Here is a 25,824-nt window from a genome sequence, read left to right as displayed (position 1 = left end):
GACGTGCAGCGGTGCCCCGCGGCAGGCCCGCAGAGCGGGCAGCGATTGACCGCTGGGCAGGACGATGCGTTGTCCAGAGCGGAGAAAGCGTAGTGCGTCAGCGGAACGGCAGTTCGCCTTGTTCGGGGGCCGGCACTGCGACGGCGCCAGCCGGTTCCAGCGCGCTGACGCGTACACCCAGCAGGCGCAAGCGACGCACCAACGGAACGCGCTTCAAGCACTCGGTCGCTGCGCGTCGAATCGCTGTTGCGTCGGCAACCGGTTCCGGCAGGGTCAGATCGCGCGTCACGGTGCGGAAGTCGTCGTAGCGCAGCTTGATGCCGACCGTGCGGCCCACATAGCCCTTGCGGGCAAGGTCCTCGGCGACACGCACGCACAGTCCGGTGAATGCCGCCGACAGGGTCGGGCGATCGTGGCGCGGGTGCAGATCGCGTTCGAAGGTGGTCTCGCGGCTCATCGACTTGGGTTCGGACTCGACGACCACTGGCCGTAGGTCGCGCCCGTGCGCGACGTCCCCCAGCCAGCTCGCATAGCTGCGGCCAAAGGCCGTTTGCAGCACGGCCGGGTCGGCGGCAGCGAGGTCGCCTACCGTGGTAATGCCCAATGTCGCGAGCTTTTCGTTGGCCTTCGGACCAATGCCGTTCACCTTCCGCGCAGGCAGCGGCCAGATGCGGGTCGGCACATCGTCCATCGTCAACAGGGTAAGGCCGTCCGGTTTGTCGAGCTCGGAACCGATCTTGGCCAGCAGCTTGTTCGGCGCGATGCAGATCGAGCAGGTCAGGCCGGTCGCTTCGCGCACGGCGTTCTTGATGCGCCTACCCAGCGGTGCCGACGCTTCCGGAAGCTGGCTCAGGTCGATGTAGATTTCGTCGATGCCACGATCTTCAATTTGATCCGTGAAGGCGGCGACCGCTTGCTTGAACAATCTCGAATAACGGCGGTACGAATCGAAGTCGGTCGGCAGCAACACTGCATCGGGGGCCAATCGCGCCGCCTTCATCATGCCCATCGCCGAGAACACGCCAAGTGCCCGTGCCTCGTAGGTGGAGGTCGTGACCACCCCGCGTCCGACGTAGTTCCGAAGCTGTTTGAAGTGACGTTGGCCCTGCTCGTCCACCTCGGGCGTCGCGCTCCGCCCGCCGCCGATGACGACCGGGCGTCCGCGCAATTCGGGATAGCGCAGCAGTTCGACCGACGCGTAGAACGCGTCCATGTCGAGGTGGGCGATGCGACGTGCGTCCGCGCTCATGGGATGGAAGGGAGACGATTCGCACCAGTCGCGGGGGCCGCGCGCACGCACGGGCGGCGGCGGCGTGCCGGAAGCGGCATCGGGATCGGCCGGACTGTGCTGTCTCGATTTTTGGGCCGTCCGACCAGGCGCATTATAGGGTATCGCGGCGCAGCGACACGGCGGGTCAGTGGCGGGGCGGGTGACTCGGCAGGGCGCTCGCGGCGCATTCCGCGGCAGCGATGCATGCGAACCGGACAGCGCTGTGTCGTTCAGTCGAACGCCCGTTCGAGTGCGCGGCGCCGGAACAGGCGATAATCGCGCCTGACCCGATTCGAGGTCGCCGGGCGCGCCGCGTCCGCCGTCTTCACGATACATGCGTCACGGAGCGAAGCATGCAGGAAATCATCGAAGGCTTCTTGAAATTCAGACAGACCGCCTACCCGGAGCGATCGGAGCTGTTCAAGGAGCTGTCCAATCATCAGAAGCCCAAGGCTTTGTTCGTCACCTGCTCCGACAGCCGGGTGGTCCCGGAGCTGCTGACCCAGCGCGAACCGGGCGAACTCTTCGTGATCCGCAACGCCGGCAACATCGTGCCGTCATACGGACCGGAACCGGGCGGGGTATCCGCAACCGTCGAATACGCGGTGTCGGTCCTTGGGGTGTCGGACATCGTAATTTGCGGGCATTCGGACTGCGGGGCGATGACCGCCATCTCCTCCTGCATGTGTCTGAACCATCTGCCGGCGGTGGCAAGCTGGTTGCGACATGCGGACGCGGCGCGCGCGATCAATTTCTCGCGCGAATACGGTTCCGGAGAGGCGCGTCTGAGCGCGTTGGTGCGTGACAACGTCGTTGCACAACTGGCCAACATCCGCACGCATCCGTCCGTTGCGCTGGCGTTGGCGCAGGGGCGCATGGACCTGCATGGCTGGGTGTACGACATCGAGAGCGGCTCGATTGACGCGATGGACGGCGAATCGGGCGGCTTTCTCCCGCTCGATCGTCATCCAAAGGTTTGCGCGGTGCGCTCGAAGCACTTGTCGTCGGCCGAAGGCGCCGCCCAGCCGGGGTCGAGCGGCGCTGCCTGACTAGCGGCGTAAGCGCTGCCTGGCTGCTGGCTGCTGGCTGCTGGCTGACGCGGCCGCGTCCTGGCATCTCCCCGCGGTACGTCAGGCTAACGCGTGCTATGCATGGCCGGGATGTTTCGGCGGCGCGCCGGCCGTGCGCGACGGCCAGGCCATCGTCACCACCGCAAGCAACAGCGCGGCAGTCACCATGCCGACGACGCCGGGCCATCCGGCAATGCGGTAGAAGGTGCCGCCAAGCGATCCGAGGACACTGGAACCGAGGTAGTAGCTGAGCAGATACAGCGATGCCGCCTGGGCTTTGGGTCCGCGCGCGACCCGTCCGACGGTTGCGCTCGCCACCGAATGTGCGCCGAAAAAGCCGACGGTCATCACCGCAATGCCGAGTATGATCAGCGCGAGCGGCGCGCTCAAGGTGAGCAACACACCGGCTGCCATGACGCTCGCGCCTGCGAGCAGCACGGGCCGGCGCCCGAAGCGGTCAGCCAGCCGTCCGAATGCCGTCGACGCACCGCTGCCCAACAGATAGACGACGAAAATAGCACCGATCGCCGTCTGGCTGAGGGAATAGGGCGGCGCGCCCAGGCGGAACGACGCATAGTTGTAGATCGACACGAAGCTGCCCATAACCAGGAAGGCGAGTGCGAGCAAACGCAACAGAGCGGTATTACGTGCTTCCGCCACCAGCGTCTTGAACAGGCTGCCCGCATTTCCCTGACGTTTATTGAAATGTGTCGAGGGCGGTAGCAGTTTGACGAACACGAGGCCGGCGATCAGCGCGGCTGACGCGGCCACGCCCAGCGCCACCCGCCAGCCGAAGAAATCGGCGGCCAGGCCGGTCAGGACGCGTCCCGACATGCCACCGATCGCAGTCCCGCCGACGTACAGCCCCATCGCAAAACCGAGGCTCTGCGCATGCACTTCCTCGGCGAGGTACGCCATCGCGACGGCTGGCGCGCCGCCCAGTACCACACCTTCGAGCAGGCGCAGTCCGATCAGCGCGGGCCAACTCGGCGACAAGGCGACTGCGAAGGTACACAGCACACCGAGCATCAGCGCCGCACTCATCAACACCTTGCGGTCCACGCGATCGGCGTGCATGCCAATGCCGATGATCGAGAAAGCGAGCGCAGCGGTGGTGACCGATACTGACAGACTGCTCTGCGCTGGCGTCACTTGCCAGTATTCCGACAGCAAAGGCAACAGGGGCTGCACGCAGTACAGCATCGAGAAGATGCCGAAGCCGGCGCAGAAAAGCGCAATGCTGGCGCGTCGATAACGCGCGCTGCCCCGCGTCATGTAGGGCGGGTCGGACGGAAGGGAGCCGGGCGGCGTGGAATCAGGAGTAGAGTCGGTGGGCATCGTGCGGAGCGCGGGCACGGTCGGGCGGTCGGCAAGCGACCGCTGATTCGGCGTGCCCGAATATTGGGTTGGCATCGCGGCGCTGCACTCCAAAGCGTCGGCCGGCGACAGCGTCGGCACCTGCGCGGCCTTGCTTCGTGGCGCGCGACGCGCGGGGGTGCTGCGCAGCAACATATCACATCACTAAAGCCGACTGGCGGCGACGCGAGCGACCGCCGCGCGTGCGTCCGGCAATTGCGGCGCGCGTCCGAGCGTGGCGGAGCGCGTCACCGAGTGCGGCGAACCGAGGTTGGCCGTGCCTGTGCCGCGTGCGATCCAAGCGGCGGCTGCGGTTTCCAGACGAGTCCGAACTGGCACGAGCGCTGCCGGGCAGCTATGGGTCGAGCACGTTCTCGGACTCCGACGCAGATCGGCTGCTCACGCGAGGCGCTCCGAAGCGACGACACCGCAGCGTCGCGGGCAAGCGATTTGCTTGGTTTCCGCGCGTCGTCGCAAGGAACAGGATGGTCATGGTTGTAGCAAATGCATGGGTAGTCTTTGGCAGGCGCGGTGAAATGGACACTGCGAAGATCGGTGCGGAGAAGGCGGTCGGGTCGGGCACGCTCGACATCGAAAGCGAGAGCCCGCGGACGGTTCCAGCGGAGCCGCACGGCGTGGGAATGCCAGTGATGCGGTCGTCGACACATCAGGCGGGAATGCCCGGATCTGGCACGCGCTGCCGATTGGCCGTCCGACGGATGCGACGTCTGTCCGTTTCGCTTGCCGCCGTCGGCATGATGAATATCGCGGCGCCGGGCTGCGCCCGCGCGAATGTGGCCGATCTACTCGCACACAGCTCGGAACTGCAGGGCGCGTTCGCACAGGAAGTCGACCGACGCCTCGACGTGCCCGCGACGGCCCAGCGCAGCTATGCGGAACGGCTGCAAAGAGCGTTGGCCGCGGCCAAGGTGCCCGACCTTGCCAACCAGTATGTCGTGGCGGTCGACCGCAATCCAAACGTGCAGGCGCTGTTCCTGTTCTGGCGTGGCAACGCGCATCAGCACTGGCAAATGGTGGGTGCGTCTCCGGTTTCCACCGGCATGCCGGGCAAATTCGAGCACTTCATCACGCCCCTCGGGGTCTTCCTGCACACGCCCGAGAACATGGACTACCGGGCCGAAGGCACGAAAAACGAGAATGGCATCCGCGGTTATGGCGCCAAAGGCATGCGCGTCTATGATTTCGGCTGGCAGCAGGCGCGTCGTGGCTGGGGAAAGCCGGCTAGCAGCGCAATGCGTTTCCAGATGCACGCGACGGATCCGGACCGGCTTGAGTTTTTGCTCGGCGAGCGCCATTCGAAGGGCTGCGTGCGGATCCCGGCCACGTTGAACGCATTCCTTGACCGACACGGCGTCCTGGATGCCGAATACGAGAAACGGCAAAAGGAAACGCAGTCGGTCGCCGTGCTTCACGGCGACCGCAAGCCGGTCAAGGATGCGGGACGTTATCTCGTGGTCCTGGACTCCGGCGCGGAACAGCGACCCAGCTGGTCGCCCGACCCTAAGCGTCACGGCGATAAGTACAAGGACGCCGTGGCCAACGACACCGCAGATTAATGACGAGACGGGGCGATCCGGCCTCCGACCGGCGCGCGAGCGTGAGGAATCGCTGCGGCGCGCTGGCCAGTAAGACACCGCGGCGACCGCCATGTCGATGGTTGCCAAGTGTTTGCCCTGCCACGGCTTTGCCGCGAACCAGCGCGCTTCTTGCCGCTTCTGCGTCGATCCGATGCTCGTCGAAGCAGTCATAAGGCACGCGGCGCCGGCGCCGCGGCGGCATTGGCGTGTTGATCCAGGTCAAGTGCGCCGACAGGCGTGCGGCTTGCCACGCGCCGTCGGCAAGACACGCGTGGCATACTTTGCCGATGCATCGCGGTGGCAGCACCGCGCGCACCCCATTTCAAAAATACGGAGACACGCATGACTCAGCCTGCCGACGAAACGCGCACGACATTGGGCGCGCCCGCATATGTCCGCCATGCAGCCCTCATCGAGTGGGTCGGACGCATCGTCGCGCTTGCGAAACCGGACCGCGTCGTGTGGTGCGACGGCTCCCAGGAAGAATACGATCGCCTGTGCGCTGAAATGGTGGCTGCCGGCACCCTGCGTCCGTTGAACGCGGCGAAGCGTCCGGGCTCCTTCCTGGCGTGCTCCGACCCGTCGGATGTGGCGCGCGTCGAAGACCGTACTTTCATTTGCTCGGCTCGGCGCGAGGATGCGGGTCCCACCAACAACTGGGCCGATCCGAAGGAGATGCGTGGCACCCTGGACGGTTTGTTCGACGGTGCGATGCGTGGCCGAACACTATACGTAGTGCCGTTTTCGATGGGTCCGCTCGGTTCGCCGATCGCGCAGATCGGCGTCGAGCTCTCGGACAGCCCGTATGTCGTGGTCAACATGCGCATCATGACCCGCATGGGGCGCGCGGTCTACGAGGTGCTCGGCGAGTCCGGCGAGTTCGTGCCCTGCGTGCACACGGTTGGCGCACCGTTGGTCGATGGCGCGGCCGATGTCGCCTGGCCCTGCAACCCCGTCAAGTACATCGTCCACTATCCCGAAACGCGCGAGATCTGGAGTTACGGTTCGGGCTATGGCGGCAACGCGCTGCTTGGCAAGAAGTGCCTGGCGCTACGCATTGCGTCGAAGATGGGACGCGACGAAGGCTGGCTCGCAGAGCACATGCTGATCCTCGGCGTCACGTCGCCCGAGGGCCGCAAGCACCACATCGCTGCGGCCTTCCCGTCGGCCTGCGGCAAGACCAATTTCGCGATGTTGATCCCACCGGCGGCGTTGCCCGGCTGGCAGATCACGACGATCGGCGATGACATTGCGTGGATCAAGCCTGATGCCAACGGTCGGCTGCGCGCGATCAATCCCGAGGCTGGCTACTTCGGGGTTGCCCCCGGAACGGGCGAGCGGACCAATCCCAACGCGATGGCGACGCTCGCGCGCAACGTGATCTTCACCAACGTCGCGCTGACCGACGATGGGGACGTCTGGTGGGAAGGGATGACGGACGAGGCCCCTGCGCACCTGATCGACTGGCAAGGCCAGGACTGGACGCCCGAGATCGGACGCAGCACGGGCCGCAAGGCGGCGCACCCGAACGCGCGTTTTACCGCGCCGGCTTCGCAGTGCCCGTCGATCGATCCCGAATGGGAGAATCCGGCCGGCGTCGAAATCGACGCCTTCATCTTCGGCGGCCGTCGTTCGACCACCGTGCCGCTGGTCAGCGAAGCGCGCAACTGGACCGAGGGCGTCTACATGGCCGCGACGATGGGTTCAGAGACCACGGCGGCTGCGGTGGGACAGCAGGGTGTGGTTCGGCGCGACCCGTTTGCGATGCTGCCGTTCTGCGGCTACAACATGAGCGAGTACTTCGCGCACTGGTTGACGCTCGGCAAGCGCCTCGGCGACAGCGGCGCGCGGCTGCCGCGCATCTTCTGCGTGAACTGGTTCCGCAAGGGCGCGGACGGAAAGTTCGTCTGGCCGGGCTTCGGCGAGAACATGCGGGTCCTGCAGTGGATCGTGGGCCGCATCGAGGGCCGCGCGCAGGGCCATGACCACCTGTTCGGCGTGTCGCCCGCCTACGAGGACCTGGAGTGGGAAGGCTTGTCCTTTGACCGCGATGCGTTCGACAGCGTCATGTCGATCGACGCGCAGGCGTGGCATGACGAACTCGCGTTGCATGACGAGTTGTTCCAGAAACTCGAAGCCGGCCTGCCGGCCGCGTTGCGCGAAACCCAGGCCGAGATTCATACGCGGCTGAGCGCGCTGTCAGCCTGAGCCAGCGCAAATCGTCGGGCGCAGAGCCTGGCGGTGCGCTGACGCTGTGCACCATTCGGCGCCTGAGGGCGCCGAATTCGCTGGTGCCTCCCGCGCCGCGGCTGGAGCGAGCGGGCAGTCGGCGGACACCGCGGCTCACGCGTTCAGTGGTCGGTGCGGCCATGCGGGTCGTGACACGGGAGAGCGCGGTCGGCCAGCCCGCGACGCGCGTCCGCTCCAATGTGATGCCAAGCCGTCGACCTGCGCCAAGCGTCGTCCCGGTGCCGCCAACAGCGCGCCATGCGGTTTGACGCGATGCGAGGTCCGCGACGCGTACAGTCTCCGCTGCGACATTGGACCGCAGCGTCACGCCGTTACCGACAGCTAGCCGGAGTCGTCCCAATCGCGCGCGATGCCGAAATCGGGTCGGCCTTGCAACGATCGTAGTACTGTCACAACCACGCCTCCACCGTTGCAGCATCGACCTGTGTGGACCGTGAGTCGATCGTGAGTCGATCGCGAGGCAATCGCGAGTCGCGACCTGTCTCGACCCGCACCACGGTGACCGGCGTGACGAACGCGCGGACCATCCTGGCGAGAAGCCCGTCGCCGCACTTGCCGCCTTTCTGGCCCGGCGCTACATTACGCCCTTCTGTCGACGACCGTTCCCCATTGAAAGAACTGCTGCCCCTGTTGAGCTATTGCGCGCTGATGTCTAGCACGCCCGGCCCGAACAATCTGATGGTCGCGACCGCCGGTGCCAACTTCGGCTACCGCGCCGCACTGCCGCAAATCTCGGGCTGCATTCTGGGCATCGCATTGCAGACGATGCTCGCTTGTCTGGGTCTCGGTCTTGTCTTCCTGTCCTATCCGGCGTTGCAGTGGTGGTTGCGGATCGCCGGCGCGGCGTATCTCGTATTTCTCGCCTGGAAGCTGACGCGCACTCGTGCGGCGGGTCTGCCTGCGCCGCGACCGGTTTCGCTCTGGCAGGCCGCCCTGTTCCAGGGCGTCAATCCGAAGAGTTGGATACGCGCGCTGACGATCGCCTCCGCGTTTCAGCCGCTCGGTTACGCACCGCTGCATTGGGCGCTCGCCGCGTCGGTCGTCGGCGCGATCGTCGGTTTCCCATGTCTGTCGTTGTGGACGCTCTTCGGTGTCGCCATTCGCAACGCGCTGAACAGTCCACGACGGCAGCGCATCTTCAATGGTGTCATGGCGCTCGCGCTGGTCGCGCTCGCATTCTCTTTTTTCCGCTGATACGCGCCGAGCGACGTGCCTTGCAATGCGATCCCGTGCACGCGGGAGACGGTAATGGTTGTCTGGCTCGATGACTTGAGCCCACACTCCGCACGACCGCGTTGATTGGCTGTTGTCGAGCCCGCTTGCGAGTGACGGGCGCAACAGTTAGGCGGAGGCACGTACGGCGTGAATCGTCTTTAGCCTTCAGCGGACGCAAGTCACCGGTAGCGGATGGACGAAGCATCGCGAAATGGCCGGCGTTCGCAGGGCCTTACTCCTCGACGCTGCGCAGCAGGCGGTCGGCACCGTGCATCGCATCCGACTGCGCGCGCCGCCGGCATGGGCGCGCGATTCCCGTCCCTTACTGTCGCTGCGCAAGAATGCCTGTGCGACACCGCGTTGTAGACGGCCGTGCTCGGCGACGCAAGTTTCTCCCGCGCCGTCCGAATTTTTTGACGCGGAATCGCGCTAAGCAAATCAGTAAAGATGCGATGGGCCGACAGCCGCGCCTGCTTCGTCCGCAGGAACAGGAGCACCACCGAATCAAGGTGGGCGAAAGGAACGTCGCTCGGATGCCGCGCCGGCAGCTACTGGAAGCGGCACGTGGATCGGCTGGGCAGATGGGGCGCCACCGTCCCTGATTGCCTGGCGTCGGTGGAAGGCTTCGGCGCGAACGCCGGGTCGACCGGGAGGCCGCGTCGGGGCGCCCGGGCGCTGCGATTCACCACGCAGGCGTGCGCGACGCCGCGAGATCCAGGTGAGCTGCGCGGGGCATGCACGGCGAGCGGGCGCGCGAAGCGGCTTGCCGGCTTCACGCAGCGCATCGATTCGGAGACGGAATGCGAACACGGCCCGCATGGGCGGGCCGTGTTCATCTCGCGCGAACCAGACAACGCCCCGAGGGGCGCGCCGGCAGTCGCGTCAATAGCGCGATGCGACTCGCGTCAGGCGTTGTTGCCCGACTCGGTCGACGACGTCGAAGGCGTTGCCGGTGCGGCGGTCTTCGAAGCACGCTTGGTCGGCGTCTTGCGAGCCGTCTTGCGAGCGGTCGGCGCCTTGGCCGGTGCCGAGGTCTTGCGCGCCGTCGTGGTCTTGCTGCTTGCCTTCTTGGCGGCACCGCGGGTCGACGTGGTCTTCGCCGATGCGCCCTTCGCTGCAGCCCGGCCCGTCGAACGACCCGACGTCGTCTTGCGAGCAGTCGTGCCCGCAGTCTTGCCGGCGGCGCTCTTGCGCGCAGTAGTCTTCTTCGCCGCAGCGCCGCGCGTGGTCGTGCTCTTCGCACTGGCCTTGCTTGCCGCCTTCGCTTCCTTGACCGCAGCCTTCACGGCCTTCTCGTATTGCGATACTTTCTGCAGCGCGTCCTTGCGAGCTTGTTCGGCTTTCGCCAGTGCCTTCTTCGCTGCTTCGCCCAGGCGATTCGCCGCCGCTTCCAGCTTCTCTACCGATGTTGCCTTGCTTGCCGTTGCCATCTTTATTCTCCTTAGTGGTTAAACCGCGAAGTGTTGCCGCGTTCTGGTGACGTGTCAATCCAGGATGGCGTCCAAACGTTACTTCGCACACCGTTGATGCCGGTCCGTGTGACTTTAACGACATCGTCGGTACGTTGCGCGCGGTCACACGCTTTGATTATGACCGCAAACGCGCATGCAGTGGTTATCGCAATCAGGTGTTTCTTCCAAGCCTCGCAACTATTTACGCGAGTCACAGCGATTCCGATCCAAGTCGTCACTTCCATCGCAGATCGTATTAGTCGCGAAGTGACGATGCCGCGCCTCGTCGGCGACTGCGCGACGTCCGTGGTGCGCCAACCGGCGCACCGCGTTGCGAGGCGCCGCCGCAGCATCGAAATTTACTTCGGCACGCACACCATCTCGCATCCACCGGTTCCGGCGACGTCACGACTTGGTCGTTGGCGCTCGCGGTCTGTTCATTCTGACAGCGAGCTGCAACCGATAATCGCGGCACCGGAAACGGTGCATCGCACGAAACGATAGGGAAGCGTAGCAATCTCCACACCATCGCGTGTTGCCCGTCTTTCGAAAAGGCACGCTGCAGGCGCTCGGCGCGGTCCGACCCGATGACCTGCTTTGCGACTCGCTCGGACAAGCCGGCCTTCGTCCGCGAGGAGGCGTCACGCCGCATGCCGCTCGACGCGATGGCAGCCGCAGCGTTCGGGCTGCTTCGGCGTTTCGATCAGCAAGCGATTTCGACGATGCCGCGCGATGGGTTTTCCGTCGGCGGCGACACTGCAGCGATCGATTCTCGGCGGCGAGTCGTCGATCCGAGCTATCGGCCTTCATGGCGGACGACGTGCGCGTCGCCTGATCCATTCGGCACTGCCGCCGTTAAGCCGCACAACGATGCGCCGCGCGAGAAGCAGTTTTCGCCAGCGCTGCGTGACGAGACCGAATTAGCAGGGAAGTCCCCCAGGGTCTCCTTCAGGCAACCTTCAGGTGACAGCGTCGCTTTCGTCGTCCGACATGAGACAGCGACTTCGTCCCTGCGTCGCGTCGCGCACGCTGGCCTCGAACCTCGCACGCTCATCGAGTGGCAGATCGACCGTCAACCGTACGTCCATTCCGTACTCGGATGCATCGAGAACGTAAGCGGACTGTTCGATCAGGCGCCGGGCACGGGCTTCGTCCGGATAGTCCAGGACGAGCTGTACGCGTGTTCGGCGGATGCGTTCGACCCGCGTGGCATGGCGCAGCGCGGTTGCGATCGCATCCGTGTAAGCGCGCACGAGGCCTCCGGCACCCAGCTTGATGCCGCCGTAGTACCGCACAACCGCCGCCAACGTGCCATCGAGATCATGATGACGGAGCACTTCCAGAATCGGCCGGCCCGCGGTGCCGGACGGTTCCCCATCGTCCGACATGCCCGACTGGCCAGCCGCGAGCAGTGCCCAACAAACATGCGTTGCGCCCGGATGCGCCGCCCGCAACGCATCGATTTGCGCCATCGCCGCGACGCGATCGGCAACCGGCATCGCGTGGGCGATGAACCGGCTCTTGCGGATCTCGAGTTCGGCGCTAACCGGCGCGCCTAGCGTGTAGGTCGTCAAGGCAGTGGACGGCAAGAGAGAAAGATGGACAACGTCGACCTCGCCACGCGGCGGCGTCGCGCAGCCCGATCGTTGCAAGACTGCTCGCGGCACGCGAGCCGTTCGCTCGATGAGCAGCGCGTAGCTTAACGCAGGCGGCCGGCGACGCGCTCGACTGGGGGCCGCGCAAGGCAACGCCCAGTCGCTTGCTACAAGGTGCCGAGCGTCTTGATCTGCTGGTAACGGCTTTCCATTTCGCGCCGCAGTTCACGCCGCAACTCCGCTTTCCGGAAGCGCTCGCGCTCGATGTCGTCGGCAGGTTGCAGCGGTGGCACCTCGACGGATTGCCCGTTGTCGTCGACCGCCACCATCGTGAAATAGCAGCTGTTCGTGTGGCGCACTAACTTGTCGCGGATGTTCTCCGTGACGACCTTGATGCCGATCTCCATCGAACTGCGCCCGGTGTAATTGACGGACGCCAGGAAGGTGACGAGTTCGCCGACATGGATCGGCTGACGAAAGACGACCTGGTCGACCGACAAGGTCACGACGTAGCGGCCTGCATAGCGGCTGGCGCACGCGTACGCGACGCCATCGAGCAGTTTCAGGATCGTGCCGCCGTGCACGTTACCCGAGAAATTCGCCATGTCGGGTGTCATCAGCACCGTCATCGACAATCGGTGGCTGTCTTCGTTCATTGTGGGTTCCCCGGTGAGGTGGCTGTCGGCCGTGCGGGCGGCCGAGCATTCTGATCGTGGCTGAATACTAGAATGTTTCTGAAAGTCGTGCCGGACGGTAGCGAAGCGGCATGCGACCGCGCTGGCGTGGCGCGAATGCGCGGTAAGGCAGACGGCTTGGGCGCAGTGGCGAATCACGCTGACGGCGACGCGTCCCCGGCGGATACGAGGGTCGCTGCGCGATGCAAAACGTGCGTCACACCTGCGCTCAGATCGAGCGTCATTGCGTCGACCGCGCCAATGTCGAACCAGCGCGCCTCCATTGCGTCGTCGCCCGCGACGGGCACGCCGGACCGAAAATGGCACCTCACGGCGACGAGCACAAAGTGTTGTTGCGAAATACCGTCGACATCATCGAGTGCGTCGAGTGCGGTAATCACGTCGCTCGCGACGGCGTCGACGCCCGTCTCTTCGCGTAACTCGCGCTCGGCGGCGGCTTCGATCGTCTCGCCAAATTCGATCTTGCCACCCGGGAAGCCCCACTTCCCAGCGTCGGGCGCATTGATGCGTCGGACCAGGAGAACCTTGTTTCGATATAGAACGACCGCGATGACGGCTGCGACGGGTCCAACGTGGGACACTGTTTCGATGGTCATGAAGAAGGAACCGGCTCGTGCGCGTTGGGATGTGTAGCGTAGCAAATTCGCGTTGCCGATTTAGCGCGCGGCGATCGTGGATGATGCATGCCGGGTTCTTGATCGAATGAAACATGGCCGCGGCGATCTTGTCGCGGGAGCGTGGCACGGCGACCCTTGAAGAACAGGGACCGGCAGCGCGCGACCTCGGCGTCCGGACGCTCGCATTGCTCGCATGGCGCGGTGAATTGTAGGTCGGCTACCGCATTAGCAGGCCGCGCGTCGCGTAGCTTGCGGCATTTTCAGAGTGCGCTTACGACGCTGGTCGCGATGCATCAATTAAAATGCGGCTCTGTTCACTCACCGGGACATCGCGTGGTTCTAAATGTCATAACGGCGATCGACAGGCGAGTAACGCCGTTGGTCGAGGTGAGCCGCGATCAAATGTTCGCTGCCCGCGTTCGCGTCGTGTGGAATGACGCGTCAGGAACGCGCTACTTCGAGCGTGTACTTGGACATTTCCCAACGGCCGTCGAGGCCGAAAGGGCGGCCGCCGCAAAGGCAGCGTATCTGGCGACTGCGCCATTGCACGGTTTGGTTCCATCGCATCCACTGCCGGGCGCCGTGGCTTACCCGCCCACAGGGGAGCTGCCTACAGGGTGAGCGCATCGCGCGGTGGCAACGCCGACGCGGCGCGTTTCACTTTTGCTGCGAAACGGGATCGAGGTCCCAGATCATCGCGATACCGCGCGCGACCTCGACGGTCAGGATCGAAAACCGTTTGCCGGTCGGGCCGGCGGCGCGCCGTGCCAGTTCGTTGATCCGTGCGGTCTCGATATCATCACCCGCGCGCGAGGACGAATACCAATATGCGCTGTCCGGCAGGATGCAGGTATCGGCGTCGCCGCAGTTGAGGTGGCGGCTGAAGCCGGCCGCTTCCATTCCCGACTGCAGCTTTCGATCAGCTGTCGGGTTCGCATCGTGGAGCTGGACGATCGTCAAGAAAAAGGCCATGCAGCGTAGCTCCGGGCGGAAGAGTTCGATCGTAGCGTCCAGCGCTTACCGGTTTCTTACTGTCACGCATAGAAGTATTCTGAAGACCGCGCAACGGAGGGCATTGCCGTGACGTCGCAAGCGGCGCGCCATCGAAGCTGACGCAACGCGCGTCGGGTCGTCGGCAGGCGTGGCTTGACCCGCATCGCAATATGCGTCTTCACGCACGCCGGGCACCGGCTGCGGGCAGCGCTGACTGCCGACCAGCCGACGGCTTCGCTGACGCATGGCCGGGCGTGCGCGCTATGGCACGTCGGCCGGTGGGCGATGGCTGTTCGGCAGGCGACGCAACGCAGCGAGTGCGCAGCTCGCTGCCCGGATCCGCGCACGCGCGCGCGCCGGGGCGCGCCAGGCGATTTAGGCGACCATGCTCAAGCGGCGCGATTCGGCCTATGCCAGCGGCCGGCGCACTCCCGCGCCTGCGCCGAACGGTGCGGCGAGCAGGGCGTCGATCGCTAGAGGGTCAATTCGTAGCGAAAGGCCGCAACGATGATGCCGCCGAGTGGCGCCTTTACCATGCCGCTGCGTCGCCACCCGCGCGACTCGTAGAAGCCGATCGCGGCGGCGTTTTGGGACAGCACCAGCAGATGCATGCTGTCAGCGTCGCTCGCCCGCGCCCAATTCTCCACCGCATCGATCAGCGCTGAACCTAGACCCCGCCCTTTCGCGGCGGGCAGCACGTGCAGTTGGTCCAGGAGCACGCTGCCGTCGGCGTCGGCATTCATCGCACATGCCAGTCCGAGTGGCTCCCCGTCGATCTCGGCGATCAGCGCCAAGCCGTCGCCGTTCACCAGCGCTGGCAGTTTGTACGCCCAGTCTTGCAAGCGCTCCGCTTCCAGGTTGCCGTCCAGGTAGGCGTCGGGAAGGATCCCGCGGTAGGCGGAACGCCAACTGGCGGTGTGCATGCGTGTGACCGTCGCGACGTCGGCCGCCGATGCGCACCGCAGCGTAAGCGGCGAGACGGTGGATGGGGTTGACGGAGAACCTGGCTCGGGCATCATCAGCGGCTTGTATCGTTGGAGGACATGGGACGCGGTTCTCGCTCGTGCGCTTGCGCATGGGCGGCTCGATTGCCATTCCGTCGCTGTTGCGATTGCGCTCTCCGTCGCCACCGCTGCCTCCACTGCCATCGCGATCGACGGCCAAGCCGTGCGCTCGCGCTGGAGCGACGCGTGGCCTGGACCGCGACTTGCAAATGGCCGGACAGTTTCCAGACTTTATCAAAATTGCACCGCCGAGCGCTCGCCAGTCTTTTGCGGGTCGCGCTCAAGGAGAAAGAATGCGCAGCCTCGACTTCAGCTCCTGGCAGGCCCTGATGTCCACCCTGCTGGGTCTCGCCGTCATCACGTTGATTGGCGTGGGCGTGCGGCTGCTTCTGATGCAGACCGTACAGCAGCGTCGCGAGCGCGAGAACCGGCAGATCAACGAACGACTGCGGACCTTGATTGCCGCCTATCGCGCGCTCGGAGGCTCATTCACGGGAAATCTGGCCGTCGATCCGATGCATCTGCGCGATCTGCAGCGCGCTTCGATGGCGACGCCGCCGGCAGGGGACGTGGACGCGGTGTTGGAAGCCGCCGCGGTCGCATCGGACGCTCGCACTGCGGGCAGTGGCTCCGAACGGCCCCGACGGATTCGGGACGCAGTCGAAGCCGCGCTGGCCGACATCATCCTGTTGGGCACCGAAGAGCAGGTACGACTCGCGGCGCGCGCGGCGACGGAAATGGCGCAAGGGCGGCCGATCCAGACTGCGGAGCTGGTGGTGTCCTTGCGAAACTTCATCCGCGACGTGCTGGACCTGGAGCCGGTGCCGAACAGCCTGGAGATTCCGCTGCAAGGGCCGACCCGGCCATCCGGTTCGCGCGGCAAGGACGGGGCGCGCGAAGCGACGCGGGAGGGCGGCAAGGGTCAGGGTGGCGGCGGGGCGGGGGGCGGCATGGGTGGCATGGGTGGCGGCATGGGCGGAGGCAGCGACGGCTCGCTTGCCGGTCACGACGCCGAGGCACACCACCCGTGAACGGCATCGCGCGCGGCAGGCGGCCGAACCGTTCGCGGCGGAGTCGATGCGCCCGGCGCGGACGGCCCGGTACGGGCACGATGGATGGGCAGGGCGTCGGGCGAGTTCGCCCTGCGGCGCGGTGTGCGGACCGGACTGGCTGGGCCGCGGCTTCAGCGCATGGCCGCGAGCGCGGCGTTCCATTGAAGGCGGTGTTCCAGCGCATCGAGCATGCCGGTCTTGCGCGCCAGAACGGCGGAGTTCTGCGCTTCAAGCACCTGACGGATATGGAGCAGATGCCGTCGCGCCGCCCAGACTTGCGGCGGCCCCATGCCCTGGCCGCGGTAAGGCGCAACGGCCTGGATCGCCCTGCGCAGGGCGCAAGTGCGGACGCGTTGCACGGCGTCGACGTGCGCCCGGAAAGCGATGACGTGGCGGAGTGGTGTGATCGGTGGCATGACGGCAGGATTTGAATGCTGCTCCGCGTCGCTGATGGCGGGCGACGGTTCCGCAGCATAGCGCGCGCCGCCGGCCGCGCACGTCACGGACCGGCCGTACCGTCGTCCATTGCGCTGCCCTCCGCCGTTGCACGCACGCCGGCGGCCTGCGCGGTCAGTTCGTCGCCCCAGCCGCCACCCAACGCCTTATAGAGCGAAACGGCGGCCTGCAGGCGCGCCTGCCGAAGCTGTACCGCTTCATCGCGCGCGCTGAACAATGTTCGCTGCGCGTCGAGCAGCGTGGTCATCGTCTCGGCGCCAGCGCGGTATCGAGACGTGGCGATGGCCAGTGCGCGCTGCGCCTGTGCCGTTTCCACATCCTGCGCCGAGGCCTGCGCGGCGAGCCCGCGGACCGCGTTCAACGCGGTTTCGACATCGGCCAGCGCAGCCACCACTGCGGCGCGATAGCTGATCAACGCCGCGTCCTGCCTGGCCAATTGCAGGTCGCGGTCGGCCGCGCGGCGACCGCCGTCGAACAGCGGCGCGCTGAGCGTCGCGGTGAGACTCGACAGCGGACTTTCGATGATCGTGCGCAACGGCAGGCCAAAATGCAGCGCGCCGAGCAGATCGAACGAGGGCAGCATCCGCGCCCGTGCCGCGACCACGTCCGCGTCTGCCGCGCTCAGTTCGGCTTCGGCGCGCGCGATATCGGGACGCCGTGCGAGCAGCGCCGACGGCATGCCTGCGTCGACCGACGGGATGGTCAGCGACGCAAGCGGCGCTGGCCGCAGTATCAGATCGCCGATGTGTCGACCCAGCAGCAGTGCAAGCGCGTTGTCGCTGGCGACGGTCTGTTCCTGCAGCGCGCGTTCGGTACGGGTCAACTGGGCAAGAAGCGTTCGCTGTTGCACGACGTCGAGTTCACTGGCTTCGCCCGCCTGCTGCCGGGCCTCGACAAGCCGCAATGTCTGCGCCACGGCGTCGCGCGATGCACGGGCAAGTTGTTGTCTGTCGCGCAAGCCGGCGCTTTGCAGCCATAGCTGTGCCGCGCCCGCGGTGACTGTCAATGCGACCGTGTCTCGCGCAAAGGTGCTTGCACGCGTCAGCGCTTCGGCGCTGTCGCGTGCCGCGGCGAGTCCGCCCCAGAAGTCGACCTCGTAGTGCGCGGTCAGGTCGAGGCTGGTGCCCCACGGGTGACTGTCATTCCAGGATGCACCGCTGCCCTGGCGGTAGCCGGTGGCATCGAGCGACGCATCCGGAAGCGTCGCGGCCCGGCTCATTCGCGCGACGGCCTGCGCTTGCCTGACGCGGGCCGCGGCGACCGCGACTTCGTTGCTTTCGCGCCCGGCCGCTTCGACAACACGGTTCAGGTCGGCGTTGCCGAAGACGCGCCACCAGTGGCGGGTCACCTGCGCTGCGCCGTCATGCGATGCAGTGTCCGCGTTCTGCCAGGTGGGCGGCACGCTGACGCCGCGGGCGGTGGGCGCGGCGTCAAGCGTGCAGGCGGCACACAGCAACCCACACAGCGCGGCCGCGCCGGCAGCGCCCGGCCAGCGCACCGACGCGCGACGCGCCAGCAGGCGAAAGAACGCACTGAACCCGCCGCAAGGGTCGCAGCGCGCAGGGCGGCGTTTTCGAGTCGTCGTCGTCATGGCCCGGCCAGTGCGGCGATCGGGTCGAGACGCGCCGCCTGACGCGCCGGCATGTAGCCGAAGACGAGGCCGGTCGCCAATGCGCAGGTGAAGGCGGCAAGGATCGCTCGCACCGAGAAGATCAGGTTCACGTCGAGGAGCAGCAGCGCGCCGCCGGTGAGCAGCCCGGCCGCGATGCCGGCCAGACCGCCGGCAGCCGACAGCAGGATCGCTTCGGTCAGGAACTGTCGCAGCACGTCGCGCTGCCGCGCGCCACAAGCCATCCGTATGCCGATCTCCCGTGTGCGCTCCTTGACCGTGACGAGCATGATGTTCATGACGCCGATGCCGCCGACGACCAGCGAGATTGCGGCGATCAGCCCGAGCGTCATGGTCAGCGTGCGCTGCGCGGCGCCTTCCGCTTCGACGGCTGCCGCCTGGTTGTAAACGCGGAAATCGCGGCGATGATGAACGCGCTCGAGGACGGCGCCGATTTCGGCGACCGTCTCGTCGGCACGTTCGACGCTGCGGATCAGGACTGAAATCCACGACAGGTCTGCCTTGCCGAACAGCCGTCGGCTGCCGGTGCGGGCCGGCACCATGATCACGTCGTCGTCGTTTGCCTGGCCCGAGGTCGCGCCCTTGCTGGCGAGTATGCCGATTACCTGAAACGGCACGTCGTCGATCAGCACGTACTGGCCGAGCGGGTCGACACGCCCGAACAGTTTCGCGGCAATGTGTGTGCCGAGAACCGCCACGGTTGCCAGCCGGTCGTCGTCGGCGGCGGAGAAAAAGGCGCCCTGCATCACGGGCCAGCTCAGCACCGCCGGCGCGTCGGCGGTGACGGCCCAGATGGCGGTGTCCGTGTCGACGTGGCCGACGCGCAGCGTCGCATGGCCCGCATAGAACGGCATGGCGATTGCGACGTTGGGGACAGTGGCCACTGCCGCCACGTCGGCTTCCGACAGCGTGCCGCCAGGACTGCCCCGGTCCTCCGCGCCCGGCAGCACGTAGAGACGCTTGGCGCCGAAGGTCGAGATCTGCGCCATGACTTCGGCGCGTGTTCCGTTGCCCACCGCGAGCATGACAATGACCGAGGCCACGCCGATGATGATGCCGAGCAACGTCAAGACCGTGCGAAAGCGGTTCGCGAGCAGCACGCGGCCCGCCATGTGCAGCGCCTCGCGCAGCTCGGTCAGCGGTGAGATGCGCCGCGCCACGCCGCGCGCCAGTTCGGCGGCGAAATCGTCGTCGGCGGGATCGGGTTTGGCCTGCGCGTCCAGCGTGTCCGATCCGCTGGCGTCGTCGTGAACGGAGGGTAGGGTCGGCGCGTCGGCGCGGGCCGAATCCGAGATGACGACGCCATCGCTGATCTCGATCACCCGCGCTGCCTGGCTGGCGATCTGCCGATCGTGGGTGATCAGTATCACCGTATGTCCCGCCGCGGACAGCTCGCGCAGCAAGGCCATCACTTCGCTGCCGCTACGGCTGTCGAGCGCGCCGGTCGGTTCGTCGGCCAGAATGATGCGGCCGCCATTCATCAGCGCCCGCGCGATCGACACGCGCTGCTGCTGCCCCCCCGACAACTGCTGCGGCCGATGGCCGAGGCGGTCCTCAAGGCCCAGTCGCGCCAGCAGCGCGCGTGCTCGTTCATGACGGGCCGCTTCCGGATAGCCTGCGTAGACGGCGGGCACCTCGACGTTGTGCAACACGTCGAGCGTCGCGATCAGGTGATATTGCTGGAACACGAAGCCGAAGGCCTCGCGGCGCAGCCAGGCCAGCGCATCGGCATCGAGTGTGCCGATCTCATGCCCCGCGAATCGGTAGCAACCTTCGCTCGGCCGATCGAGGCAGCCGAGGATGTTCATCAGCGTCGACTTGCCCGAACCCGAGGCGCCGACGATCGCGACGAACTCGCCGCGCGCGATCCGCAATGACACGCCGCGCAGCACTTCGACGGCGGGCGTCTCGCCACCGCCGTAGCGCCGGCGCACCGCTTGCAGTTCGAGCAGCGGCGGGCCGCCGACGGGGTTGCCGAGCCGTCCCGGTGCGGCGTTCGCGCCGCCGAGTGGCCTTACCATTGGAAACGTCCGGCGGCGGCGCGGACGTGCTTGATCGATGTGATCAATGCATCGCCCGGGCGCAGACCCGACAGCACCTCGCCGCTGACGCGGTCGTGCACGCCGATCTTCACCTGCCGCGTTACGACGTTTCCGTCGCTCAAGACTCGCGCGCGGTATTCGCTGCGTCCCGCGTCGCCGAGCTGCAGCGCCGCCATTGGCGCGAGCGTGACCGCCCTCGCCGCCGCGGTGACGAAGAACACCTGCGCGGTCATCTCGGGCATCAGCGCGCCATCCTTGTTGTCGACATCGACCAGCACCGTGTAGCGTACAACCTTGCCCGCGCCCTGCGCCGCGGGGGCCGCCGTGCTGCGTTCGTCCTGGTCGGTCGGCCGCGGCGGCGCGGGCAGGATCTGCCGCAGGCGTCCGCTCCAGCGGCGCGGACCGGCATCGGTCTGGCCGCCGAGCGTCGTGAAATACACCCGCATGTCCGGCGTGATCCGGCCGATGTCCGCCTCGGACACTTGGGTCCATACCGTCATGCGCGACAGATCCGCGATCCGCAGCAGTCTGGGCGTCTGGTAGGTGGCATTGAGCGTCTGGCCTTCCCGGGCGTCGAGCGAAACGACCGTGCCCGACATCGGCGCGTAGATGCGCGTGTAGCCGAGCTGCGCCTCGTCCCCGGCCAGGCCCGACATCGCACCGTCGATCTGCGCGCGCAGCTTGGCGACGCGCGCCTCGGCCACCCGCAGGGTTGCCTGCGCACTTTGCAGATCGTCGAGCCGCGTCGCGCCATCGGCCAGCATCTGGCGCTGCCGCGCGATCCGTTGGCCGGCGAGTTCGCGTTCCGCGCGCTGTTCGGCCAGTTCCGCGCGCAGGGCGGCGAGCGACGCGCGCGCAACGTCGACGCGTGCCTGCTGGACGGCGGGATCGATCTCGGCGAGCAATGCGCCTTTCCGGACGGCATCGCCCGGCTGTACCGCGATGCGGCGGATCGCGCCCGACGCCTGCGCCCCGACGTCCACGTAGTTGCGCGGCTGGAGCGTGCCGAGCGCGGTGACGCTGACTTCGATGTCGCCCGTGCGGATCGTGGTCGTTTCTATCGACTCGCGGCTGCGGATGAACAGGAGCCAGAGCAGCGCGCCGAGTGCGGCGGCAACCAGCGGCAGGAAGATCAGTGGTCGGCGCAAACGGGTCGGCATCGGCTCACGGTTCGAGGCCGCGCGCGTCGGCCGGTGCAAGCGGCGCAGGGTCGTGCCATACGGCGGATCGAGGGCTGGCCGTGGCGCCGGCAAAGAGCGTCGAGTATATAACGATTCTCATTACGCATCGATGACGGTTTTCCTTAACCCCTGCGATGCACGTAGCAATCGATTGACAGGCAGTCAGCCAGTTCGGTAAATTGCGACGGCAAACAGTAATGATTCTCATTTTTGAGAGGATTGCCGTCGCGCCGGCAATGTTTTCAGGTACGGCGGCGTGCCGACATGCGGCTGGGCTGGTTCGCGACGGCGACCGTGGGCCGGCGCTGCGGGTGGTAGCGGCGCAGTACTGGAGTAGGGCGCGTTGTCGGCCCCGCACCACCTACGCAGCGGGCGCGCCGCATTGCCGTCTGGCCGGCGCGCGCGCGACGACACGACACCGACGACTGCGCTTGCACGGCGCCCTGACCGGGGCGCCGGCCGGCGCCGCGTCACTGGAGAAGATCATGAGTTGGGACGACGATAGTGCCGAGTTCGAAGTGGTGGTCAACCACGAAGAACAATATTCGATCTGGCCGAGCTACAAGGCGATCCCGGGCGGATGGCGAGCGGTCGGCATGAAGGGACCGAAGCAGGCGTGTCTCGATTACATCGAGACCCATTGGACCGACATGCGGCCACTCAGCCTGAGGCAGGCAATGGACGGCGCGCCGCGGCCGGCGGACGCCCAGTCGTGACATCGCCGCAGTCGCCGCGGCAGTTGCCATGTGCTTCGCGGCAGTCGGTCGACGGGCCCATACGTCTGCTCTGCCTGCCGTATGCCGGCGGCAGTGCCGCGCTGTTTCGCGACTGGCCGCAGATGATGCCGGACTGGGTGGAAGTCGTGCCGGTGCATCTGCGCGGACGTGGCGTGCGGCATGCGCAAGCCGCTTCGCATACGTGGTCAGCGCTACTCGACGACCTGCTGGAACAGGTCATGCCCGCGCTGCGCGCCCGCGGCGAGGGCCGCTACGCGATCTTCGGCCACAGCATGGGCGCGCTCGTCGGGCTTGAACTGGCGCACGCGCTGCGCGCCCGATTGGGCGCCGGGCCGGCCTGGTTCGGCGCGTCGGGCAGCCTCGCCCCGGCGCTTCGCACGCGCGAGACGCATTGGCTCGATTGTAATGAAGCCACCTTTCTCGCCGAAGTCAGGCGACTCGGCGGCATGCCCGACAGTTTGCTGGATAACCAGGAATTCATGGAGTTGGTGTCGCCGATGCTGCGCGCCGACTTCCATCTGTGCGGCACCTACGACCCGCCATCGCGCCTGCCGCTCGACTGCCCGTTGCTGGCCGTCAATGGTGTCGACGACGCGCGCTGCATGGTGCCGGACAACGAGCCCGCCTGGGCGCGCGAGACGACCGGCTCATTCGCCGCGGCGCACTTGCCGGGCGGACATTTCTTCATCAACACGCATCGCCCGGCACTGATCGGGCAGGTGCTCACGCATCTCGGCAAAGCACTGTCGGCTCCGGCCGCCGTGACCCGAGCGTGCGCCTGATTCCAGGAGACCGACATGGTGGCTGCCTCGTCCCCGCTGTTCGATTTCGCACCCTTCGTCGAGCGGCGCGACGAACTGCTCCCGCTGATCCGCGACTTCGCCTCCCACACGGCGTTCCGCAGTGCGGTGGTGGAGGAGCTGGAGCTGGACGAAGACTTCTACCGGCGCCCGCTGCGCCCGGAAGACCTGGACTTCCTGCAGTTCCGCAAGCCGGTTCGGGCGGAGACGGTGAGTCGTCTGCCGATGCTCGCATCGCAGCGCTTGCTGATGTGCATCAACGAGGTTGGCGTCGCCCGCATGCCGCGCGCCGGTTCGCCGGCCGAGCTGGCGGCCGCGTTCGAGGCGTCCGACGCATTCTATGGAGAGCGCAATCAGGTCATGGGCGCGCGGATTCGTCCGTTCCTGGAGAACTACGCGTTCACCTTCCTCGGCGAGCAGGGCGACAATTTCAGCGACGCGACGCGGCAGGTCGAGGGGTTGCGCGCACTGTTCGAAGAAGAGCGCCGCTTCTGGTGCGACATGTTCGCGCTGCTGCAACGCAACGACTACCTGATGGAAGGCCTTCGTTTCGCGTTGATTCAGCGGTGGAGCCTGGCGCCGTCGCGCCGCGTGGCGGTCGCGCGGGCCGAGGCCGCGGGTTACTTCGATGCGCTCGCGCCCGAGCTGCGTCCTTCGGTGAGCGATCGGCTGCAGGACGGGCTGCTGTCGCGCGTTGCCGCGGCGCTCGACCTCGGTCGCCGTCAGCACTCCTATTGGCAGTTCTATCTGCCGACGAGCCTAGCCAAGGCGAATCTGCTTTACGCGCTCGGCACCCGGCCCGACCGGGCGTTTGCGCTGATCGGCGCGGCGTTCGCGGCGGAAGCGGAGATGCTGGCCTTCATCACGGCATTGGGCGAGGCGTGTCCGCATCTGGTGACCGGCTTCGCAGGCGGCGCCGGCGCCATGCTCGGCCAGTCGGTTTCGGCCGGCGATCCGTTCGCGTCGTTGCTGGCGCGCTTCAGTGATGCGCTCGCGGCGCTCGACGCGCAATATGGCGCGCTGCCGCTCGTACGTCTTGGCCAGGGCCTGGGTGCGGCGACGCTGCTTGCCGCTCGCGCCCGCTGGGACATGGGCGAACAGCTCCGTTGGCTGTCGGCGATCGAGCGTTATTGCGCGTTCGCCAAGCAGGTCGAAGGCCGCATCGACGCGGAGTGTCCCGATATCGATCGCGAAACATTCGTCGAGCCGCGCGAGATGTGTTCGACCACCCATGTGCACAACGACCACCGCTTGGTGGTGATCGAGTCTGGTGACATGATTTTCTGGGGCAATGTCGGCATGCAGCTGAAGATGAAGCAGGGCGACAGCGTTCTGATCCCGGACGGTCGTTTGCACGGCTCGACGGTGGTGTCGGCGGAATGCACCTACCACCAGCCCATCATTCCGGACGACTGGATCGCGGAGTTGACCGGCGCGGCCGGTGGCGGCGATACAGCTCGCGTCGCGACGGCCGTGCCACAGGTGCCGTCGGTGCCTTTAGTTCCATAAGTGACATAAGCGACATAAGTGCCATAAGCGCCATAAGCGCCATGAGGCGCCATGAGGGTCGCCGCGGTTCGTGCGGCGGGCGGGGCTGACTCAAGGTTCACGGCCCACTGTTTAGTGCCGAAGGTCCAGTGTCCCCGCGGCAACGCCCAGTGCCGTCATGTCCGACGCATCCGGCATGTTGCGCCGGACGTGACGGCGCGGGCGGCATCGTAGTTGTAGTTCAGAAACGTTCATCGATCACGTGTTGCCGCGTCGGCGCGTTCGGCGCGCCGGCCGTGCGGTCGCACCCGCGAGCCGGCAAGGTCCGGCATACCGTCCCGAAGGGAGATGTTCATGCAGCCTGACTCCTCCGACGTCCTCGCCAAGCCGCGCCAGACAGGTGCGAGCGATTGGCGAAGCCGCGTGATCCGCGCCGATCAAGTGGGGGACGTGGCGCTGCCGCCGTGGCTGGCCGACTCCTACGCGACGCTGCGCGGTCATGTGATGCACCCGGAATATCCGTGCTTCTTCGGGACGATCGCGGAGCGGCGCGGCGAGATGTTCTATGCCTTCGTCGAAGGCGCCGACGATCGAACCTTGCCGGAGACCATGCGCACGTTCACGCGGTTGGCCGCGCAGCCGGAATTCCGGCGCCACAACATTGCCGTGTTCTACACGCCCGATCCGACGCCGCGCACGCACGAGGCCTACCACGACCTGTTCTGGCAGACGCTGCAGGACTTGCATGAGCGCGATCCCGATCCGGCTGCCGACGAGCAGCCGCCACCATCGGACGAGGATTGGGAGTTCTCCTACGGCGGCATCCAGATGTTCGTCGTGTGCGCGTGCCCGTCGTTCGACCGCCGGCGCAGCCGCAGCCTGGGGCCAGGCATGGTGCTGCTGTTCCAGCCGCGCGCGGTGTTCGTCGACACGATCACCAACAAGGTGATCGGCCGCCAGGCACGCGAGCAGGTGCGCGAGCGTCTGCGCAAATGGGACGCCGTCGCGCCGCACCCGGACCTTGGCTTCTACGGCGACCCGGGCAATCTCGAATGGAAGCAATACTTCCTATCGGACGGCAACGAGCCGGCCGCCGAGCGCTGTCCGTTTCTCAAGCGCTTGCGCCGCCGCATCGATGATGCCGAACCGGCTGGTGAGCGGGACGGCGAACGAGGCGGCGAACGAGGCGGCGAACGAGGCGGCGGACGAGGCGGCGAACGAGGCGGCGAACGAGGCGGCGCGGCGCGGCGCGACGGCGGATGAGTACGCTGCATTGCACTGCTCCGGCTGCCCTAGCCGGGCACGGCGGCCCGCACCGATAGGG

General features: G+C 66.6%; 21 protein-coding genes. 10 read left to right on the top strand and 11 right to left on the bottom strand.

Annotated elements, in window-relative coordinates; all coding sequences use genetic code 11:
- Positions 1-97: 97 nt before the first annotated feature.
- On the bottom strand, positions 98-1,249 hold the full coding sequence (gene dinB, locus BLU54_RS00300; RefSeq protein ID WP_091903431.1) for a DNA polymerase IV: 1,152 nt from the start codon (positions 1,247-1,249) through the stop codon (positions 98-100).
- Between the two features lie 374 nt (positions 1,250-1,623).
- Here dinB and BLU54_RS00295 point away from each other — a divergent pair, with 374 nt between their 5' ends.
- Complete coding sequence (locus tag BLU54_RS00295) at positions 1,624-2,319, top strand: carbonic anhydrase (protein ID WP_091903429.1); 696 nt, start codon at positions 1,624-1,626, stop codon at positions 2,317-2,319.
- A 96-nt stretch (positions 2,320-2,415) separates the two neighbouring features.
- On the opposite strand, the gene BLU54_RS00290 is transcribed toward BLU54_RS00295, so the two are convergent.
- On the bottom strand, positions 2,416-3,678 hold the full coding sequence (locus tag BLU54_RS00290; protein ID WP_091904424.1) for an MFS transporter: 1,263 nt from the start codon (positions 3,676-3,678) through the stop codon (positions 2,416-2,418).
- Between the two features lie 137 nt (positions 3,679-3,815).
- Between BLU54_RS00290 and BLU54_RS24075 the strand changes: the two genes are divergently transcribed.
- The 3 genes from BLU54_RS24075 (at position 3,816) to BLU54_RS00275 (ending at position 8,738) form a co-directional block, all read left to right on the top strand.
- Positions 3,816-5,273, top strand: a complete 1,458-nt coding sequence (locus BLU54_RS24075) for a L,D-transpeptidase (RefSeq protein WP_235837723.1) — start codon at positions 3,816-3,818, stop codon at positions 5,271-5,273.
- A gap of 363 nt (positions 5,274-5,636) precedes the next feature.
- Complete coding sequence (locus tag BLU54_RS00280) at positions 5,637-7,502, top strand: phosphoenolpyruvate carboxykinase (GTP) (protein WP_091903427.1); 1,866 nt, start codon at positions 5,637-5,639, stop codon at positions 7,500-7,502.
- Between the two features lie 690 nt (positions 7,503-8,192).
- A complete protein-coding gene (locus tag BLU54_RS00275) occupies positions 8,193-8,738 on the top strand; it encodes a LysE family translocator (RefSeq protein ID WP_235837722.1) in 546 nt (181 codons plus the stop codon).
- 926 nt (positions 8,739-9,664) lie between these two features.
- Here the strand turns inward: BLU54_RS00275 and BLU54_RS00270 are convergent.
- The 6 genes from BLU54_RS00270 to BLU54_RS00235 all read right to left on the bottom strand — a co-directional run bounded on the left by BLU54_RS00270 (position 9,665) and on the right by BLU54_RS00235 (position 15,033).
- Complete coding sequence (locus tag BLU54_RS00270) at positions 9,665-10,189, bottom strand: hypothetical protein (RefSeq protein ID WP_091903423.1); 525 nt, start codon at positions 10,187-10,189, stop codon at positions 9,665-9,667.
- 980 nt (positions 10,190-11,169) lie between these two features.
- Positions 11,170-11,784: an IMPACT family protein gene (locus BLU54_RS00255; RefSeq protein WP_091903417.1), complete on the bottom strand. Its 615-nt coding sequence runs from the start codon at positions 11,782-11,784 to the stop codon at positions 11,170-11,172.
- Positions 11,785-11,972: 188 nt separating this feature from the next.
- Entirely contained in the window at positions 11,973-12,461 is a 489-nt protein-coding gene (locus BLU54_RS00250; protein ID WP_091903415.1) for an acyl-CoA thioesterase, read from the bottom strand.
- A gap of 173 nt (positions 12,462-12,634) precedes the next feature.
- The gene (locus BLU54_RS00245) at positions 12,635-13,096 is read right to left on the bottom strand and encodes an NUDIX hydrolase (RefSeq protein WP_091903413.1); all 462 of its coding nucleotides are present in this window, start codon (positions 13,094-13,096) and stop codon (positions 12,635-12,637) included.
- Positions 13,097-13,774: 678 nt separating this feature from the next.
- Positions 13,775-14,077 (bottom strand): hypothetical protein, encoded by a 303-nt coding sequence (locus BLU54_RS00240; protein ID WP_139169368.1) that lies wholly within the window; start codon positions 14,075-14,077, stop codon positions 13,775-13,777.
- A 506-nt stretch (positions 14,078-14,583) separates the two neighbouring features.
- Positions 14,584-15,033, bottom strand: coding sequence for a GNAT family N-acetyltransferase (locus BLU54_RS00235; RefSeq protein WP_170844955.1), 450 nt, complete (start codon positions 15,031-15,033; stop codon positions 14,584-14,586).
- A 374-nt stretch (positions 15,034-15,407) separates the two neighbouring features.
- Between BLU54_RS00235 and BLU54_RS00230 the strand changes: the two genes are divergently transcribed.
- Together BLU54_RS00230 and BLU54_RS23015 are read left to right on the top strand one after the other, a co-directional pair.
- Positions 15,408-16,145: a hypothetical protein gene (locus tag BLU54_RS00230; protein ID WP_091903405.1), complete on the top strand. Its 738-nt coding sequence runs from the start codon at positions 15,408-15,410 to the stop codon at positions 16,143-16,145.
- Between the two features lie 182 nt (positions 16,146-16,327).
- Positions 16,328-16,597 carry a hypothetical protein gene (locus tag BLU54_RS23015; RefSeq protein ID WP_139169366.1) on the top strand — a complete coding sequence of 90 codons (270 nt, stop codon included), beginning with the start codon at positions 16,328-16,330 and terminating at the stop codon, positions 16,595-16,597.
- 68 nt (positions 16,598-16,665) lie between these two features.
- Here the strand turns inward: BLU54_RS23015 and BLU54_RS00220 are convergent, their stop codons facing one another.
- From BLU54_RS00220 to BLU54_RS00210, 3 genes are read right to left on the bottom strand one after another with little or no spacing between them, the layout of a single operon-like run.
- Positions 16,666-18,213 (bottom strand): efflux transporter outer membrane subunit, encoded by a 1,548-nt coding sequence (locus BLU54_RS00220; RefSeq protein WP_091903402.1) that lies wholly within the window; start codon positions 18,211-18,213, stop codon positions 16,666-16,668.
- Positions 18,210-20,273: a MacB family efflux pump subunit gene (locus BLU54_RS00215; RefSeq protein ID WP_091903400.1), complete on the bottom strand. Its 2,064-nt coding sequence runs from the start codon at positions 20,271-20,273 to the stop codon at positions 18,210-18,212. Before BLU54_RS00215 ends, BLU54_RS00220 begins: the two co-directional genes overlap by 4 nt.
- Positions 20,267-21,454, bottom strand: a complete 1,188-nt coding sequence (locus tag BLU54_RS00210) for an efflux RND transporter periplasmic adaptor subunit (RefSeq protein ID WP_091904420.1) — start codon at positions 21,452-21,454, stop codon at positions 20,267-20,269. Before BLU54_RS00210 ends, BLU54_RS00215 begins: the two co-directional genes overlap by 7 nt.
- A gap of 506 nt (positions 21,455-21,960) precedes the next feature.
- Here BLU54_RS00210 and BLU54_RS00205 point away from each other — a divergent pair.
- The 4 genes from BLU54_RS00205 (at position 21,961) to BLU54_RS00190 (ending at position 25,763) form a co-directional block, all read left to right on the top strand.
- On the top strand, positions 21,961-22,191 hold the full coding sequence (locus BLU54_RS00205) for an MbtH family protein (protein ID WP_091904418.1): 231 nt from the start codon (positions 21,961-21,963) through the stop codon (positions 22,189-22,191).
- Complete coding sequence (locus tag BLU54_RS00200; RefSeq protein ID WP_170844954.1) at positions 22,188-22,994, top strand: thioesterase II family protein; 807 nt, start codon at positions 22,188-22,190, stop codon at positions 22,992-22,994. The genes BLU54_RS00205 and BLU54_RS00200 overlap by 4 nt, the downstream gene beginning before the upstream one ends.
- A 15-nt stretch (positions 22,995-23,009) precedes the next feature.
- Positions 23,010-24,521, top strand: a complete 1,512-nt coding sequence (locus BLU54_RS00195) for a cupin domain-containing protein (RefSeq protein WP_235837720.1) — start codon at positions 23,010-23,012, stop codon at positions 24,519-24,521.
- A gap of 333 nt (positions 24,522-24,854) precedes the next feature.
- Positions 24,855-25,763, top strand: coding sequence for a YqcI/YcgG family protein (locus tag BLU54_RS00190; RefSeq protein ID WP_091904416.1), 909 nt, complete (start codon positions 24,855-24,857; stop codon positions 25,761-25,763).
- Positions 25,764-25,824: the final 61 nt, after the last annotated feature.

Origin of the sequence: Chitinasiproducens palmae (assembly GCF_900095735.1) — a bacterium.
Lineage (GTDB): Bacteria > Pseudomonadota > Gammaproteobacteria > Burkholderiales > Burkholderiaceae > Chitinasiproducens > Chitinasiproducens palmae.
Note: the sequence above shows the minus strand (reverse complement) of the source record. Positions and strands in the feature narration are given on the sequence as shown.

Coding starts and splice junctions, on each gene's coding strand:
- dinB (WP_091903431.1), bottom strand. CDS start 1,249: ATGAGCGCGGACGCACGTCGCATCGCCCACCTCGACATGGACGCGTTC.
- BLU54_RS00295 (WP_091903429.1), top strand. CDS start 1,624: ATGCAGGAAATCATCGAAGGCTTCTTGAAATTCAGACAGACCGCCTAC.
- BLU54_RS00290 (WP_091904424.1), bottom strand. CDS start 3,678: ATGCCCACCGACTCTACTCCTGATTCCACGCCGCCCGGCTCCCTTCCG.
- BLU54_RS00280 (WP_091903427.1), top strand. CDS start 5,637: ATGACTCAGCCTGCCGACGAAACGCGCACGACATTGGGCGCGCCCGCA.
- BLU54_RS00275 (WP_235837722.1), top strand. CDS start 8,193: ATGTCTAGCACGCCCGGCCCGAACAATCTGATGGTCGCGACCGCCGGT.
- BLU54_RS00270 (WP_091903423.1), bottom strand. CDS start 10,189: ATGGCAACGGCAAGCAAGGCAACATCGGTAGAGAAGCTGGAAGCGGCG.
- BLU54_RS00250 (WP_091903415.1), bottom strand. CDS start 12,461: ATGAACGAAGACAGCCACCGATTGTCGATGACGGTGCTGATGACACCC.
- BLU54_RS00245 (WP_091903413.1), bottom strand. CDS start 13,096: ATGACCATCGAAACAGTGTCCCACGTTGGACCCGTCGCAGCCGTCATC.
- BLU54_RS00235 (WP_170844955.1), bottom strand. CDS start 15,033: ATGCACACCGCCAGTTGGCGTTCCGCCTACCGCGGGATCCTTCCCGAC.
- BLU54_RS00230 (WP_091903405.1), top strand. CDS start 15,408: ATGCGCAGCCTCGACTTCAGCTCCTGGCAGGCCCTGATGTCCACCCTG.
- BLU54_RS00220 (WP_091903402.1), bottom strand. CDS start 18,213: ATGACGACGACGACTCGAAAACGCCGCCCTGCGCGCTGCGACCCTTGC.
- BLU54_RS00215 (WP_091903400.1), bottom strand. CDS start 20,273: ATGGTAAGGCCACTCGGCGGCGCGAACGCCGCACCGGGACGGCTCGGC.
- BLU54_RS00210 (WP_091904420.1), bottom strand. CDS start 21,454: ATGCCGACCCGTTTGCGCCGACCACTGATCTTCCTGCCGCTGGTTGCC.
- BLU54_RS00205 (WP_091904418.1), top strand. CDS start 21,961: ATGAGTTGGGACGACGATAGTGCCGAGTTCGAAGTGGTGGTCAACCAC.
- BLU54_RS00195 (WP_235837720.1), top strand. CDS start 23,010: ATGGTGGCTGCCTCGTCCCCGCTGTTCGATTTCGCACCCTTCGTCGAG.
- BLU54_RS00190 (WP_091904416.1), top strand. CDS start 24,855: ATGCAGCCTGACTCCTCCGACGTCCTCGCCAAGCCGCGCCAGACAGGT.